General features: G+C 73.1%; 10 protein-coding genes. 3 read left to right on the top strand and 7 right to left on the bottom strand.

All coding sequences use genetic code 11. The annotated features are described in order from the left end of the window. Window positions 1–135: 135 nt before the first annotated feature. Window positions 136–1,410: a PucR family transcriptional regulator gene (locus tag ACGFMM_RS06020; RefSeq protein WP_393643549.1), complete on the top strand. Its 1,275-nt coding sequence runs from the start codon at window positions 136–138 to the stop codon at window positions 1,408–1,410. Window positions 1,411–1,422: 12 nt separating this feature from the next. Here ACGFMM_RS06020 and ACGFMM_RS06015 read toward each other — a convergent pair whose 3' ends face one another. The 5 genes from ACGFMM_RS06015 to ACGFMM_RS05995 form a co-directional block, all read right to left on the bottom strand. Further along, window positions 1,423–4,428: an AAA family ATPase gene (locus ACGFMM_RS06015; protein ID WP_393643765.1), complete on the bottom strand. Its 3,006-nt coding sequence runs from the start codon at window positions 4,426–4,428 to the stop codon at window positions 1,423–1,425. 35 nt (window positions 4,429–4,463) lie between these two features. Continuing rightward, window positions 4,464–4,631 carry a hypothetical protein gene (locus ACGFMM_RS06010; protein WP_393643547.1) on the bottom strand — a complete coding sequence of 56 codons (168 nt, stop codon included), beginning with the start codon at window positions 4,629–4,631 and terminating at the stop codon, window positions 4,464–4,466. 178 nt (window positions 4,632–4,809) lie between these two features. Continuing rightward, on the bottom strand, window positions 4,810–5,367 hold the full coding sequence (locus ACGFMM_RS06005; protein ID WP_393643545.1) for a GNAT family N-acetyltransferase: 558 nt from the start codon (window positions 5,365–5,367) through the stop codon (window positions 4,810–4,812). Beyond that, window positions 5,345–7,600 carry an MMPL family transporter gene (locus ACGFMM_RS06000; protein WP_393643544.1) on the bottom strand — a complete coding sequence of 752 codons (2,256 nt, stop codon included), beginning with the start codon at window positions 7,598–7,600 and terminating at the stop codon, window positions 5,345–5,347. Before ACGFMM_RS06000 ends, ACGFMM_RS06005 begins: the two co-directional genes overlap by 23 nt. A 152-nt stretch (window positions 7,601–7,752) precedes the next feature. Continuing rightward, on the bottom strand, window positions 7,753–9,849 hold the full coding sequence (locus ACGFMM_RS05995) for a phosphocholine-specific phospholipase C (RefSeq protein WP_393643542.1): 2,097 nt from the start codon (window positions 9,847–9,849) through the stop codon (window positions 7,753–7,755). 76 nt (window positions 9,850–9,925) lie between these two features. On the opposite strand from ACGFMM_RS05995, the gene ACGFMM_RS05990 reads away from it, so the two are divergent. Further along, the gene (locus ACGFMM_RS05990) at window positions 9,926–11,038 is read left to right on the top strand and encodes a hypothetical protein (protein ID WP_393643540.1); all 1,113 of its coding nucleotides are present in this window, start codon (window positions 9,926–9,928) and stop codon (window positions 11,036–11,038) included. Between the two features lie 43 nt (window positions 11,039–11,081). Here ACGFMM_RS05990 and ACGFMM_RS05985 read toward each other — a convergent pair whose 3' ends face one another. Beyond that, window positions 11,082–12,173, bottom strand: coding sequence for a hypothetical protein (locus ACGFMM_RS05985; protein ID WP_393643539.1), 1,092 nt, complete (start codon window positions 12,171–12,173; stop codon window positions 11,082–11,084). Window positions 12,174–12,284: 111 nt separating this feature from the next. Between ACGFMM_RS05985 and ACGFMM_RS05980 the strand changes: the two genes are divergently transcribed. Continuing rightward, complete coding sequence (locus ACGFMM_RS05980) at window positions 12,285–13,298, top strand: hypothetical protein (protein ID WP_393643537.1); 1,014 nt, start codon at window positions 12,285–12,287, stop codon at window positions 13,296–13,298. 75 nt (window positions 13,299–13,373) lie between these two features. On the opposite strand, the gene gatB is transcribed toward ACGFMM_RS05980, so the two are convergent. Beyond that, the gene (gene gatB / locus ACGFMM_RS05975; RefSeq protein WP_393643536.1) at window positions 13,374–14,885 is read right to left on the bottom strand and encodes an Asp-tRNA(Asn)/Glu-tRNA(Gln) amidotransferase subunit GatB; all 1,512 of its coding nucleotides are present in this window, start codon (window positions 14,883–14,885) and stop codon (window positions 13,374–13,376) included. Window positions 14,886–14,896: the final 11 nt, after the last annotated feature.

Raw genomic sequence — 14,896 nt, 5'->3', positions numbered from 1 at the left:
GAAGTCCGGTGAATGACCCTGGTCAGGTGTCGGCCGGACGTGTTACCACCGAGTAGGGGATGTCCCGGAGAACATCATGGAGGCGCTGTGCGGCCTCGTCTCCGGGGCGGAGTACAGAGATTGACGAGGTGGGTTGTGACCGCATCCAATGCCGCTCAAGGCCACTCGGCGCCCCGGTTCGGCGGCGTTCCGGTCCACCAGCGGCTCCGGGACGCCGCCGCGACGCTGGAGCGCGCGGTGATGGTCCGGCTCGTCGAGCAGCTGCCCGTCTACGGGACGCTGCCGTCGGAGCACCTGGGCAGCGACATCGCCAAGCAGGTGATGCTCGGCATCCGGAGCGTCGCCGAGGTCCTGCGCACCGGCGAACTGCCGGGGCCGGCCGAACAGGCCGCGATCCGCGAGTCGTCAGCCCGCCGGGCCGACGAGGGGGTGCCGCTGGAGGCCGTGGTCGGCGCGTACCACCTGGGCGCGGAGGAGTGCGCCACCCGGGTCTTCTCGACGGCCGAACCGGGCGACCTGCCCGACGTGCTGCTGGTCCAGCGGCAGCTGTTCGCGTATCTGCGGCTGGTGAGCTGCGCGGTCGCCTCCGGATACGTGCAGGAGCGGCAGATGGCCCTGAGCGACGAACAGGTCGCGCTGCAGTCGCTGCTGTCCCGGCTGCTGCAGGGCGGCAGCCCGCAGATCGCGGCCGACCGCGCCGGCATCCGGCTGCCGCCCTGCTATCTGGTGCTGAGCATCGCCGTGGGACCGCACCCGGACGAACTGGCGCCCGGGGTGAACCACTCGGTCGCCGCGCGCCGCAAACTCCGCCGGCTGCGCAACGAACTGCACCGCCAGACGACGGGAGTTCCGCTGTCCGTGCTGTCCGGCGGCGGCGGGCTGGTGCTCGTCCCGTACGAGACGCCGCCCGGCGACTTCGCCCGCGCGGACCGGGACCGGCTCGCCTGGCTGGTCGAACAGCTCGGCCGGATGTGCGGCGCCGACCTGCTGGCCGCGGCGGTGCCCGCGGCTCCGGAGGGCGTCGCGGAGGCCGCGCGGCTGGCCGGCGAGGTGCGCGAGGCGGCGGAGGCGTCCGGCCGGGGGCCCGGTCTGTACCTGCTCGACGACGTGCTGCTCGAGTACCAGCTCAGCCGCCCGGGTCCGGCCCGGGACGGGCTCGCCGCGCTGCTCGGCCCGCTGGACGGGCGCCCCGAGCTGCTCGACACGCTGCGGGCCTTCCTCATGTGCAGCCTCGACCGGCGCAAGGCCGCCGCCCGGCTCCAGGTGCATCCGAACACGGTGGACTACCGCCTGCGCAAGGCGACGGAGCTCACCGGCCTGGACGCCGCCCGCGGCGCCGACGTGCTGACGCTGCGCGCCGCACTGGCCGCCCACGACGCCTTACGCAAACCCCGGCCCGACACCGGCTGAGCGAGGGAGTTCCTACGGCGTCGGCTCCAGCAGTCGCAGCCGGTGGGCCATCGCGGCCGCCTCGCCGCGCGTCGCGACGCCCAGTTTGGCGAGGATGTTGGAGACATGGACGCTGGCCGTCTTCGGCGAGATGAAGAGCTCCTCGGCGATCTGACGGTTGGTGCGGCCGGCGGCCACCAGGGTCAGGACGTCCTGCTCGCGCGGGGTCAGGCCGAAGGCGTCGTCGTCCGGCTCCGGTCCGGCCGGCGTCGGGGCGGTGAGCGGGAGACGCGCGCGGGCGGCCAGGAGTTCGAGGTCCTCGCGCAGCGGGCGGGCCCCGAGACGCAGCGCCGTGGCGTGGGCCGAGCGCAGGAGCTCGGCGGCCTCCTCGCGGCGGCCGCCCTCGGCGAGCAGCGCGTCGGCGAGGCGGTGCCGGGCCTGGGCGGCCGGGTACGGGGCTTCCAGGGATTCGTACGCGGCCACCACCTCCGTCCACCGCTCGGCGTCGTCCCGCTTCTCGGCCCGGGCCAGCTCGGCGGAGACGTGCAGCGCGTACGCCTGCCACAGCGGGGCCGGGGCGGCGACCCGGCGGACCAGCAGCGAGATCCGGGCGAGGGTCCGCGCGCGGCCCTCCTCCGCGGCCGGCAGTCCGAGGGCGTCCGCCTCGGCCGTCGCCGCGGCGAGCAGCAGCGGCCAGACGTAGCGGTGCTTGCCGGTGACCAGTGCGTCGTCCGCCGCGGCGTCCAGGACCGCGCGGGCTTCGGCCGGCCGGCCCTCGGCCACGGCCACGAGGAGCTCGACCTCGGCCATCGGCAGCGTGTACTGCGCCATCGGGTCCTTGCGGCCGAGCCATTCGCGGGCCTGCGCGAGGTGGTCGCGGCCGGCGGCGGGTTCGCCGCGCAGCACCGCCGTCTGGGCGAGCCGCAGCACCGCGGCGCCGCGCGGTTTGGCGCTGGGCGTGGTCTGCAGCACCGCCTCGGCGTGCTCCCGGGCCGCCTTCCACTCGCCGAGCGTGACCAGCGAGTCGACGAGGTTGGACCGGATCCAGCCCTCGCTGTCGCGCAGGCCGTGCGCGACGGCCACGGCGATCCCGGCCTCGCAGACCTCCACCGAGGCGCGGGGCCGGCCGAGGTCCTCCAGACAGGACCCGAGGTTCACACGGGCCCGCATGGCCTCGGCCATCAGGCCGACGGCGGCGGACCGTTCGAGGACCTCCCGCATCTCCGCGAGCCCGGCCTCCACGTCCCCCGCCGCGACCAGCAGCGAGCCGCGGGTCAGCCGGGCCTTGAGCGCGACCGGCTCGTCGCCGACCAGCCGCGCGTACTCCACGGCCCGCTCGGCCGCCGCCAGGCTCTCCGGCCCGGGCCTGCGCACCATGCCCCAGCCCGCGGCGATCGCGAGCACGAACGCGTGCACCGACGACGGCGGCAGCCCCCGGACCAGCTCCTGCGCCGTCGCGATCTCCGCCCAGCCGTCGCCGCGGCCCAGCGCGGAGACGATCCGGGAACGCTCCGACCAGAACCAGGCTGAGCGCAGGGGGTCGTTCTCCTCCTCCAGGATCCGCAGCGCCATCTTGCCGATCTTCAGGGCGCGTTCGCGCTCGCCGCCGAGCCGCGCGGCGACGGCGGCCTCGGCGAGGAGGTCGAGGTGGCGCAGCGGCGAGGTGCCCGGCTCGCAGGCGCAGGACGGGAACGACTCCGCGTGGTCGACGGGCCGCAGCGTGTCCCGCACCTCGTCGGGGACCTCGTCCCAGAGCTCCATGGCGCGTTCGAGGAGCTGGAGCTGCTCGGCGTACGCGTACCGCTTGCGGGTCTCGACGGAGGCCAGGAGCACCGCGGGCAGCGCCTTCACGGCGTCGTGCGCGTGGTACCAGTACGAGGCGAGCCGGGTGGCCCGCTCGTCGGCGCGGACGAGACCCGGCTCGGCCTCCAGGGCCTCCGCGTACCGGCGGTTGAGCCGGGAGCGCTCGCCGGGCAGCAGGTCGTCGCTGACGGCCTCGCGCACCAGGGAGTGCCGGAAGCGGTAGCCGTCGCCGTCCGGGGTGGCCAGCAGGATGTTCGCGCCGACGGCCGCGCGCAGCGCCTCGATCAGGTCGTCCTCGGGGAGCTGCGCGACCGCGGCGAGCAGCGCGTACTCGACGGTGGAGCCGCCCTCGGCGACGAGCCGGGCGACCCGCTGGGCGGTCTCGGGCAGCGTCTCGACGCGGACGAGCAGCACGTCGCGCAGGGACTCGCTGAGCTCGCAGCCGCAGGCGTTCGCGGTGATGAGCTCCTCGACGAAGAACGCGTTGCCGTCGGAGCGGGCGTAGACCGCGTCGACGGTGGCCGGGTCGGGCTCGGCGGCGAGGATGCCGGTGAGCTGGCGGTGCACCTCGGCGCGGGTGAACCGGGCGAGTTCGACGCGGCGGACGGTGCGCAGCCGGTCAAGTTCGGCGAGCAGCGGGCGCAGCGGGTGGCGGCGGTGGATGTCGTCGGAGCGGTAGGTGGCGACGACGGCGATGCGGCCGCGGCTCAGGGTGCGGTAGAGGTACGACAGCAGGTGCCGGGTGGAGGCGTCGGCCCAGTGCAGGTCCTCCAGGACGAGGACGACGGTCCGTTCGGCGGCCAGCCGTTCCAGGAGCCGTACGGTCAGCTCGAACAGCCGGGCGGTGCTGTCCTCGTGGGACGGGTCGTGGCCGACGTCGCCGAGTTCGGGCAGCAGCCGGGCGAGTTCCTGCTCCTGGCCGGCGGCCGCGGCGGCGAGCTCGGCGGGCAGGGCCCGGCGCAGGGCGCGCAGCGCGGTGGAGAAGGGCGCGAAGGGCAGGCCGTCCGCGCCGATCTCGACGCAGCCGCCGACGGCGACGACCGCGCCGGCGGCGCGGGCCGCGGCGGTGAACTCCTCGACGAGGCGGGTCTTTCCGACACCCGCCTCGCCGCCGACGATCACGGCCTGGGGATCACCGGCCTCGGCCGCGGCGAACGCCTCGGTGAGGGCGGTCAGTTCGCCGGCCCTGCCGACGAACACGGGACTGACTGACCTGGTCTCCACGCCGCCGAGCATCGCACAGACGCCCGGCGCCGCGCTCGTACGGGTGATCACGCGGCCCGCGCGAAGCGGTGCCGGCCGGCGCTCACCCGCCCTTCGGTTTCCTGGCTCTCGTTGCGGTTCCGGCGGGTGCGGGCGGCCTCGTGGGCCAGGCGCTGGGCGGCGGCCTCGCGGACGAGGTCGGCGTGCTGGATGCGGTGCAGTTCGTAAGCGAACATCGTGTTCTCCCCGGTGGGTTCGTCATCGCTCCTTGCGATGACTCCACCTTCGTCGCCCAGAAGGGCGGGCCGCATCGGGAGAGTGCCGGATGTTCGGCGTACGGGGGGCCTTAGGCGTCCGCGCGGGGGCCTTAGGAGGCCTGGGTCCTGGTCCTGAGCCTGGTCCTTGGGCGGGTACTCAGTCGGCCTTGCGGGCGGCCTGCCACTCGGGCGCGAGCACCGACCAGACCTCCATGTCGTGGCGCTTCCCGCGGTACGGGTAGCTCTCCCGCAGCACGCCGTCCCGGGTCATGCCGAGCCGGCGGGCGACGTTGATGCTGGCCTCGTTGCCGGCGGCGACGAGCCACTCGACGCGGTGGATGCCGCGCTCGCCGACCGCCCAGTCGATGATCACGCGCGCCGCGCGGGTGACGAGCCCCCGGCCGACGCCGGCGGGCTCCAGCCAGCAGCCGGCCTCGGCGGTGCCCAGGTTCACGTCCATGGTGCGGAACAGGACGCCGCCGACGAGGGTGCCGTCGGCCCAGATGCCGTAGATCCGGCCGGTGTCGCTCGCGGCCTTCTCGGCGTAGGCGCGCAGGAAGGCGCGGGCCGAGTCGAGGTCGGTGTTGACGTCGGCCAGCGCGATGAACCGGCCGATGTGTTCGCGGCCGCGGTCCATGTGGGCCAGGAACTCCTCCGCCTGCCAGGGCTCCAGGGGCCGGAGCTGGGCGTCGTCACCCAGTCGTATCGCGAACATCCTCGTACGTCTCCTCGGTCGCTGCCGTCACCCGCTGTGCAGGTATCTGCGCTGCGATCTTCGCACGGTCGTCGGCGGCGACGCGGGACTCCGGCGGCTCGATGCTGATGCGCGGCATCCGGCGGTCCAGCCAGCGCGGCAGCCACCAGTTCGCGCCGCCGAGCATGTGCATGAGGGCGGGGACGAGCAGGGTGCGCAGGACGAAGGCGTCCAGGGCGACGGCTGCGGCGAGCGCGATGCCGAACATCGAGATGACCCGGTCGCCGGAGAGCACGAAGGCGAGGAAGACGGAGATCATGATGACCGCCGCGGAGTTGATCACCCGGCTGGTCTCGGCCAGGCCGACACGGACCGCGCGCCGGTTGTCGCCGGTCTCCAGCCACTCCTCGTACATCCGGCTCATCAGGAAGACCTGGTAGTCCATGGAGAGCCCGAAGAGCACCGACACCATGATCACCGGCAGGAAGGGCTCGATCGGCCCACCGCCGCCGAGGCCCAGCAGCTCGCTCCCCCAGCCCCACTGGAAGATCGCCACGACCACGCCGAACGCCGCGGCCACGGCCATCACGTTCATCAGCGCGGCCTTCAGCGCGATCACGACGGAGCGGAAGGCGAGCAGGAGCAGCAGACAGCCGAGCGCCACGACGACGCCCACGAACAGCGGCAGCTTGCCGATGATGATCTCGGCGAAGTCGTCCATGGAGGCGGTGATGCCGCCGACGTGGACCTCCAGCGAGGTGCCGTGCACGGTCTCGGGGAGCACGTCGGTACGGAGCCGGTCGACCAGCTCGCTGGTGGCCTCGGACTGCGGGGAGGAGTCCGGTACGACGGTGACGACAGCGGTGTCGCCGCTGCTGTTGTACGTGACCGGGGAGACGGACGCCACGCCCTTGGCTTCCGCCAGCTTCCCGGGCAGCTCACCGAGGGCCAGCCGGTCGTCGGCGCCGTCGACGCCGGCGACGAGGGTGAGCGGGCCGTTGACGCCCGGCCCGAAGCCGTCGGCGAGCAGGTCGTACGCCTGCCGGGTGGTGGAGGTGGCCGGACCGTTGCCCTGGTCGGAGCTGCCGAGGTGGAGCGTGAAGGCCGGCAGTGTCAGCACCGCCATGACCACGGCGGCGATCCCGCCGAGCAGCCTGGGGTGGCGCTCGACGAAGGCGGACCAGCGGGCTGCGAAGCCGGTGGGCAGCTCGGGCTCAGGGCCGTGCTCGGCGAGCCGGCGGCGTTCGCGGCGGCTGAGCGCGCGCATGCCGATGAAGGAGAGCAGCGCGGGCAGCAGCGTCACGGACGCGGCGACGGTGAGGACGACCGTCAGCGAGGCGGCGATGGCGACGCCGTTGAGGAAGCCGAGCCGCAGGATGAGCATGCCGAGCAGGGCGATGCAGACGGTCGCACCGGCGAAGACCACGGCGCGTCCGGTGGTGGCGACGGCGTTCCGGGCCGCTTCGGGGACGCTCAGCCCGCGTTTGAGGCCCTTGCGGTGGCGGGTGACGATGAACAGCGCATAGTCGATGCCGACGCCGAGGCCGATGAGCATGCCGAGCATGGGGGCGAAGTCGGCGACGGTCATCACATGCCCGAGGAGCACGATCCCGGAGTACGCGATGCCGACGCTGACCAGGGCGGTCGCGATCGGCAGCGCGCTGGCGGCGAGCGAGCCGAAGGCCAGGAACAGCACGACGGCGGCGACGGCGACGCCGACCGCCTCGGCCATGTGCCCGCCGGACTTCTCGGTCTGCTTCACGGCCTCGCCGCCGAGCTCCACCTTCAGGCCGTCGCCCGCGGCCTCCTCGGCGGTGTCGACGAGCGCCTGCGCCTGGGCCTTCGGGATGTCGCTGGCCGGCTCGCGGAAGGTGACGGTGGCGTACGCCGTACGGCCGTCCTCGCTGATCTGCGCCTGGCCGGCGGGGCCGTCGTACGGGCCGGCGACGGAGGAGATGCCGGGGAGCCCGGCGACCTCGTCGAGCATGCCGGTGACCCGCTGCTCGACCGCCGTGGCCCGGACGGAGCCCTTGTCGGTGTGCCAGACGATGGTGTCGGTGTCGCCGCCGGAGCCGGGGAAGCCCTTTTCGAGCAGGGCGGTGGCGCGGCCCGATTCGGTGCCCGGAACGTCGTAGTCGTTCGAGTACGCGCTGCCCGCGACCGCGGCCGCGGCGGTGACGCCGGCCAGGGCGGCGAGCCAGAGCAGGACGGTGACGAGACGGTGCTTGATGCACCACCGGGCGATGGCGGCCAAAGGACGATGCTCCCTGGGGTTCGGGGAGGCCGGGCGCCGGCCTGCCTGCGAACACTCTGGCAGCCGTTAATGATCCTTTGTCCGTTTCGTGTCGATCCTCACAATGGGGTGCGAAGAGGAACTTCGCACCCCATTGGCCCCTGCGGTGGGGGTCAGCCCGAGACGCTCGCCCGCCCGTTCTCGATGTGCCCCATCAGCCGGCGGCGGAAGCCGTCGGGGCCGGTGACCTCGACGTCGTACCAGCCGTGCGCGTCGGCCGCGGAGTGCACGACCGTACGGGCCCGGCCCGGCTTGACCGTGACCGTACGGGTCCAGTCGGCGAGGTCGGCGTCGTCGACGTAGCCGAGCGGCCGCACGGTGTAGGTGACCGGCGTGCCGGAGGTGTTGCGGAGCGTGAGATGCAGATCGCGGTCCTCGTGGTCGACGCGGGAGGCCACCTCGGCGGGGCTCGACGCCGGCCCCGCGAACTCGCGGCGGAAGCCGTTGGGGCCGGTGATCGTGAAGCGGTAGCGCTCGCCGGCGAGCGGGACGGACCACTCGGCGGCGCCGCGGACGTCGGTGTGCTGCGGGACGGCGAACTCCCCCGCGTACGGGTAGAGGGCCAGGGGCGCCGCGGACCTGCCGCTGTTGCGGAGCCGGACGGTCACGGTCGCGGTCGCGCCGTCGACGGCGGCGTCCGCGTCCGGCTGGTACGGCAGCGGCCGGGCGGGCCGGCTGCCGGGCTCCTGGACGGGCATCTTCTGCACCAGCGGCGGCTGGGGCCGCCAGCGGCCGCTGAACGGCGGGACCGGGCCGGGCTGCTCCACGGGCGGCCGGCGGTGGGAGCGGCGGAAGTCGAACGCGGAGGTGAGATCGCCGGTGACGCGGCGGCGCCAGGGGGTGATGTTGGGCTCCCGTACGCCGGTCCAGCGCTCCAGGAAGCGGACGACGGAGCTGTGGTCGAACACCTCGGAACAGACATAGCCGCCGACGGACCACGGCGAGACGACGAGCAGCGGGACGCGGATGCCGAGGCCGGTGGGCAGCCCCTTGTACCGCTCGTCGGCGTCGCCGGCCGGCGGGACGGGCGGCGGGACGTGGTCGAAGAATCCGTCGTTCTCGTCGTAGTTGATCAGCAGGACCGTGTGCCGCCAGACGTCGGGGTGCGAGCCGAGGGCGTCGAGCACCTTGTAGACGAGGCCGGCGGAGGCGACCGGCGAGGAGGAGCCGGGGTGCTCGGAGTCGACCGCGGACGGCACGAGGTACGAGACCTCGGGCAGCGTGCCGGCGGCGACGTCGGCGCGGAAGGCGTCGGCGAGGCCGCCGGTCGGGACCCGGCGCAGCCCGCGCTCGAAGAGCGACCGCTCGGCATCGGTGAGCCCGGCGACCCCGCGCTCCAGCGACGCGAGCAGCCGGTCCCGCTCGGCGGGATCGCCGGTCTCGCGCACGGCGGCGTAGAAGGACTCCATGAAGGTGTGGCCGCCGGTATGGGCCAGCGCCTTGCGGGCGAGCTTCTTGAAGGAGGTGAAGAACTCGATGTTGTTGTCGGTGAAGTTCTCCCACTCGGTGTACGTCTTCCAGCTCCGCCCCGCGGCCTCCAGACGCTCGGCGTAGGTGGGCCAGGCGTAGCCGGGGTGGGTGCCCTCGGCGTACGCGGCGTTGGTGACGGCGCGGCTGCCGTCGGCCTCGTACCCGGTCCAGCCGGACCACAGGTGGTTGCGGTTGGGGCTGGTGGAGGTGTGGATGGACGAGTGGTAGGCGTCGCAGACGGTGAACGCGTCGGCGAGCTCGTAGTGCAGCGGGAGGTCCTGGCGGTCGTAGTACGCCATGGTGGCGGCGGTCTTGGCGCTGACCCAGCCGTCCATCCAGCCGTCGTGCCAGGCCTTGGCGCCGCCGCTCCAGGAGTGGTCGAGGTCGCCTATGTACTGGAGGTCCTTGCGCTGCGTCTCGGCGGCGCCGCGGATCGGGAACGGCAGCACGGTGCGGCCGAGCGGGGCGGGCTGCTCGAAGACGGGCCTGCCGGAGGGCAGCTCGACGGCATTGCGGTCGGAGAACCCCCGAACGCCGCGCAGCGTCCCGAAGTAGTGGTCGAAGGACCGGTTCTCCTGCATCAGGACCACGACGTGCTTCACCGCGGAGAGCGCCCCGGCCGGCGGCTCGGCGGCCATCGCGGCCTGCAGGGACGGCGGCAGCAACGACCCCGCCGCGGCGACGCCGACTGCGCCCCCGCCCCACGCGAACAGCTTCCTGCGCGAAATCTCCGCAGCCACGACCGACCTCCACTCGACGACCCACGACTCGCCTTCGGGCCGCGGGGTGGTTCCGCCGGGACGGTAGTGAGAGGGGATGACCGCGAGACGACCCGAGAAGGGCCTGGTGGTGAACGTCCAGAGGGCCGCCGGGCTTGTGGGCCACACCGGTCCTCCTCCCGAGCCGTTCGAGGGAAAGCGGACCCGCCTCCGGCGCGGCCTCCGCCCGCCCGGGGCACCCGTCCCCCTGGACGTGGGCGGACAGGCCGCCCGTACGAAGGACGGGAGAGGCTCGATGCTCAGGAAGACGACCCCGCTGATGCAGCGCCGTCGCGCGCTCGCGGCAGCGGTCTCGGCGGTGACCGCGGCGACGCTCGGCCTGGCCGGCACCGCTCCGGCGACGGCCGGGCAGGCCGCATGGGTGGACTGCTGGAAGAACCCCGCGGCCCTGCGGCTCGCGATCGACAGCGCCACCGCGGGCGAGACCCTCAAGGTGTCGGGGACCTGCACCGGGCCCTTCGTCATCACCCGCAACCTGAACCTGATCGGCGCCGACAAGGCCGTCCTCGACGGCAACTTCGCCGGATCCACCGTCTCGGTCGGCGGAGCGGGCGTCCGCGTACGGCTGCACGACCTGACCATCATCAACGGCACCGGCAACGTGGTGAACAACCAGAACCTCGGCGGCGGCATCCTCAACAACGCCGGCTCCACGGTGGAGGTGACGGGCACCGAGCTGCGCAACAACGCCGCCCAGTTCGGCGGCGGCATCGCCAACCTCTCCGTCGCCGGCGGCGCGGTGACGCTGGACCACTCCGTTCTGCGCGACAACACCGCGAGCGTCTCCGGCGGCGCGGTCTTCGTCGGCCAGCAGGGCACGTTCTCCGCGATCCACTCGCTGCTGCGCGACAACACGGCCCAGCACGGCGGCGGCATCCTCGCCGACCTGGGCGGCCGGGTGACGCTGAGCGACTCCGCGGTGCGCGACAACTCGGTGTCGATGAACGGCGGCGGCCTCAACATGCTCGGCGGCAGCACGCTGGTCCTGATCCGCTCCGAGGTCGAGGGCAACCGCGCCAGCGACGGCCCCGGCAGCGGCGGCGGCATCCTCAACGTGGGCGCCACGGTGACCCTGAACGATTCCCACGTCCGCGAGAACCACCCCGACAACTGCGCCCCGCCCGGCAGCGTCCTCGGCTGCCTCGGCTGACAGCGCCACCGGCCCCCGCTGTCACCCCGCTGTCACCCCGCTGTCAGCGGGGGTCCGGGTGGACGGTCGGGCCGGGGAGCTGCAGGGCGGTGCAGGCACGTTGCTCGGCCTGGTCCGCGGTGAACGCGTTGAGGAGCCGGCGCACCTCGCTCATCGGCATGACCGGTGGGGTGCCGTCCGGGGAGTAGGTGTTGGCGAGGAAGTTGGCGGGCTCCCCGCCGCATCGGGCCTTGGCGCGGCCGAAGCGCTCGCCGAGGAGCGCTTCGCGGGAACTGCGTCCGTCCGGGATCTGCATGTTGCCCTCGAGCAGCGCCTCGAAGGGTTCTTCCGTCCACTCCCCGTACCAGCCGGTGAACTTCACCGCGGACCCGCCCATGCCCGTGTCGATCAGCGAGCAGCTGGTGATCGGCGCCCGCTCGTCCGTGGGCGCGACCACCTGCCACTGCCTGCCGGACGGGCTCTTGGGCAGCGTGACCCGGGACAGCCAGCCGCACATCGTGCCCTCGGCCTGCCGCAGGGACAGCTTCCGGACGGCTTCGACCCGCTCCGGAAGCGGAAGCGGGGCGGCCCCGCAGCCCAGCTCGGCGTTGGCGCCGTTGGCGATGCGCACGGCCGTGCGCAGGGTCTGGGGCGAGGGGTCGGTCTCCACCCCGTTGGCATACACGTTGGTGATGAGCCGTTGCTTGCGGCCCTCGGAGTCGCGGCCGAGCTTCGGGCACTCCTGGATGATCACGGGACCGAACTTCCCGTAGAAACCGGGGACGGCCTTGGAGTAGACGTAGTCGGGGTCTCTCGGGATGGTGAACTCCATGGCGAGCGGACCGAAACGCCCGCCCGTGTCGGTCTGCGCCTCGACCTTCAGGACGAAGTGCCGGCCGTCGCTCTCGTTGACCCCGCAGCGGAGCAGGTCGTTCCCGGACCCGAAGGTGTCCCTGCCGGCCTGCAGGCGCTCGTCGTCCGGAAGCAGTTCGGCCAGATCGTCGCCGGACAGATGGCCCCCGCACAGCGTCGAGGCGTACCACCAGGGTTGCCACACCGGCTTGACCGCCCAGCCGACGCCGGCGACGAGAGCGAGCACCGCCGCCACGATCCCGAGTACGCGCGCGGGCCGTTGCCACCGTATCCCCGTCGCCATGACCTACCGCCTCTGCCCTCCCCGGGGCCCGCCCCCGGACAGCCGCAGCCTACGTGGCCTGCGAACGGCGGCGGATCACCCATCCGACGAGCAACCCGCTATCGTGCGCGGATGATATTCGGACGCAGGCGGTTTTCGGCCGTCGTCGAGGACTTCGAAACGGCCATACGGGCCCAGGACGCCGACGCGGCGGAGCGGGAGTTCGCGCGGCTGACGCGCGGCTTCGGCAAGGCGACGGACGACGAGCTGCACGCGGCGGGGCCTCGGCTCGCCGCCCTGCTCGGGGACGTACCGCCCGGACCGCGCGCGATCGTCGCCGTACTGGTCGGGGCGTGCGTCGAACGCGGCGCCGACCCCTCGGCCTGCGCGCCGGCCCTGTTCGCGAACGCCCTGGACGCCTTCGAGCAGTCCGCCGCCTTCTGCGAGGCGTGGACCGCGGCGGGCCGCGGCGAACTGCCCGACCACGAGGGCGAGGGCCTCACGGACCCCGACTTCGAACGGTTCGGCTTCGAGCCCGTCATGGCCTGGCAGGCGCTGCCGCAGTTCGAGATGGCCTGCGTGGCGATGCTCAACTCCCCTCGAATCCGGCGCGAGATGACCTGCCGCGACGAGCTGCGGACCGCCGTCGCCCGGGTCGCTGAACTGGCCGACGATCCCTTCAAGTGCCTCACGTACGCCCTCGTCGTCCTCGACGACGAGCCGGTCGTCGCGCTCGACCGCGCCACCGGCGCGGGCTTCGCATTGCGGGCCTCCGGCATCGGCGACAACTTCCAGCTGCACACGCTCCTCGCCGACGCCCTGATCGGCCGGGGTCTCGTCGCGGGCGAGGCGCCGTCGGCCGAGGCCGTGGCCTGCTGCCGCGACCAGCCCGGGATGGTGTCCACCACCGGCTCCTTCAACCTCGTCGGAGCCGACGGCGAGTGGATCTGGAACGAGGGCAACCCGGCCGACATCCCCGTCGTAAACGGAGTCCGGCTCGTGGTCCTCGACCCGCCGCCGTACGAGCGCAGCTGGCCCGCCGGGCGCTTCTTCCCCGGCATGACCGGCGAACTCGCGTACGAGCGCACCCTCACCCCGAAGGAGTCGGCCGCACTGCTGGCCCACGTGGCGGCACCCGTCCGCTGACGTGACCGAACGCCCGAGGGGCGGTACGGCCGTCGGGTGACAGCCGTACCGCCCCTCGTTCCTGTGGCCCTGGGGTCAGCCCTCGGTGACGCCCAGCTTCTCCAGGATCAGTTCCTTCACGCGGGCCGCGTCGGCCTGGCCTCGGGTGGCCTTCATGACCGCGCCGACCAGGGCGCCGACCGCCGCGACCTTGCCGCCGCGGATCTTGTCGGCGATGGCCGCGTTGCCCGCGATGGCCTCCTCGACGGCCGTCGTCAGCGCGCCCTCGTCGGAGACGACCTTCAGGCCGCGCTTCTCGACGACCTCGTCCGGCGTGCCCTCGCCCGCGAGGACGCCCTCGATGACCTGGCGGGCCAGCTTGTCGTTGAGGGAGCCCTCGGCGACCAGCGCCGAGACCCGGGCCACGTCCGCCGGGGTGATCGCCAGCTCGTCGAGCGATACGCCCGACTCGTTGGCGCTGCGCGACAGTTCGCCCATCCACCACTTGCGAGCCTGGTCGGCCGGCGCGCCGGCCTCCGTCGTCGCGACGATCAGGTCGACCGCGCCGGCGTTCAGGATCGACTGCATGTCGAGCGCGGCGATGCCCCACTCCTCCTGCAGCCGGTTGCGGCGCACCCGGGGCAGCTCGGGCAGCGTGGCGCGCAGCTCCTCGACCCAGGCGCGGGCCGGGGCGACCGGGACCAGGTCGGGCTCGGGGAAGTAGCGGTAGTCCTCCGCCTCCTCCTTGACCCGGCCGGAGGTGGTGGAGCCGTCGTCCTCGTGGAAGTGACGGGTCTCCTGGATGATCGAGCCGCCGGACTGGAGCACGGCCGCGTGGCGCATGATCTCGTACCGGGCGGCCCGCTCGACCGAGCGGAGCGAGTTGACGTTCTTGGTCTCCGAGCGGGTGCCGAACTTCTCCGCGCCCTTCGGCATCAGGGAGAGGTTCACGTCGCAGCGCATCTGGCCCATCTCCATGCGGGCCTCGGACACGCCGAGGGCCCGGATGAGCTCGCGCAGCTCGGCGACGTACGCCTTGGCGACCTCAGGGGCGCGCTCTCCGGCGCCGACGATCGGCTTGGTGACGATCTCGATCAGCGGGATGCCGGCGCGGTTGTAGTCGAGCAGGGAGTGGGACGCGCCGTGGATACGGCCGGTGGCGCCGCCGACGTGCGTCGACTTGCCGGTGTCCTCCTCCATGTGGGCGCGCTCGATCTCCACGCGGAAGACCTCGCCGTCCTCCAGCTGGACGTCCAGATAGCCGTTGAAGGCGATCGGCTCGTCGTACTGGGAGGTCTGGAAGTTCTTCGGCATGTCCGGATAGAAGTAGTTCTTCCGGGCGAAGCGGCACCATTCGGCGATCTCGCAGTTCAGCGCGAGGCCGATCTTGACGGCGGACTCGACGCCGATCGCGTTGACGACCGGGAGCGCGCCGGGCAGACCCAGACAGGTCGGGCAGGTCTGGGAGTTGGGCTCGGCGCCCAGCTCCGTCGAGCAGCCGCAGAACATCTTGGTGCGGGTGCCCAGTTCGACATGGACCTCCAGGCCCATGACGGGGTCGTACGTCGCGAGGGCCGCGTCGTACGACAGCAGTTCGGTGACGGTCACGGTGAGACTTT

Source organism: Streptomyces sp. NPDC048604, from assembly GCF_043199435.1.
Classification (GTDB): Bacteria; Actinomycetota; Actinomycetes; order Streptomycetales; family Streptomycetaceae; genus Streptomyces.
The sequence above is the reverse complement of the archived record's forward strand: the minus strand, read 5'-3'. Positions and strand labels throughout refer to the sequence as shown.

Coding starts and splice junctions, on each gene's coding strand:
- ACGFMM_RS06010 (WP_393643547.1), bottom strand. CDS start 4,631: ATGTTCGCTTACGAACTGCACCGCATCCAGCACGCCGACCTCGTCCGC.
- ACGFMM_RS06005 (WP_393643545.1), bottom strand. CDS start 5,367: ATGTTCGCGATACGACTGGGTGACGACGCCCAGCTCCGGCCCCTGGAG.
- ACGFMM_RS05990 (WP_393643540.1), top strand. CDS start 9,926: ATGACCGCGAGACGACCCGAGAAGGGCCTGGTGGTGAACGTCCAGAGG.
- ACGFMM_RS05980 (WP_393643537.1), top strand. CDS start 12,285: ATGATATTCGGACGCAGGCGGTTTTCGGCCGTCGTCGAGGACTTCGAA.
- ACGFMM_RS05985 (WP_393643539.1), bottom strand. CDS start 12,173: ATGGCGACGGGGATACGGTGGCAACGGCCCGCGCGCGTACTCGGGATC.
- ACGFMM_RS06015 (WP_393643765.1), bottom strand. CDS start 4,428: ATGCTCGGCGGCGTGGAGACCAGGTCAGTCAGTCCCGTGTTCGTCGGC.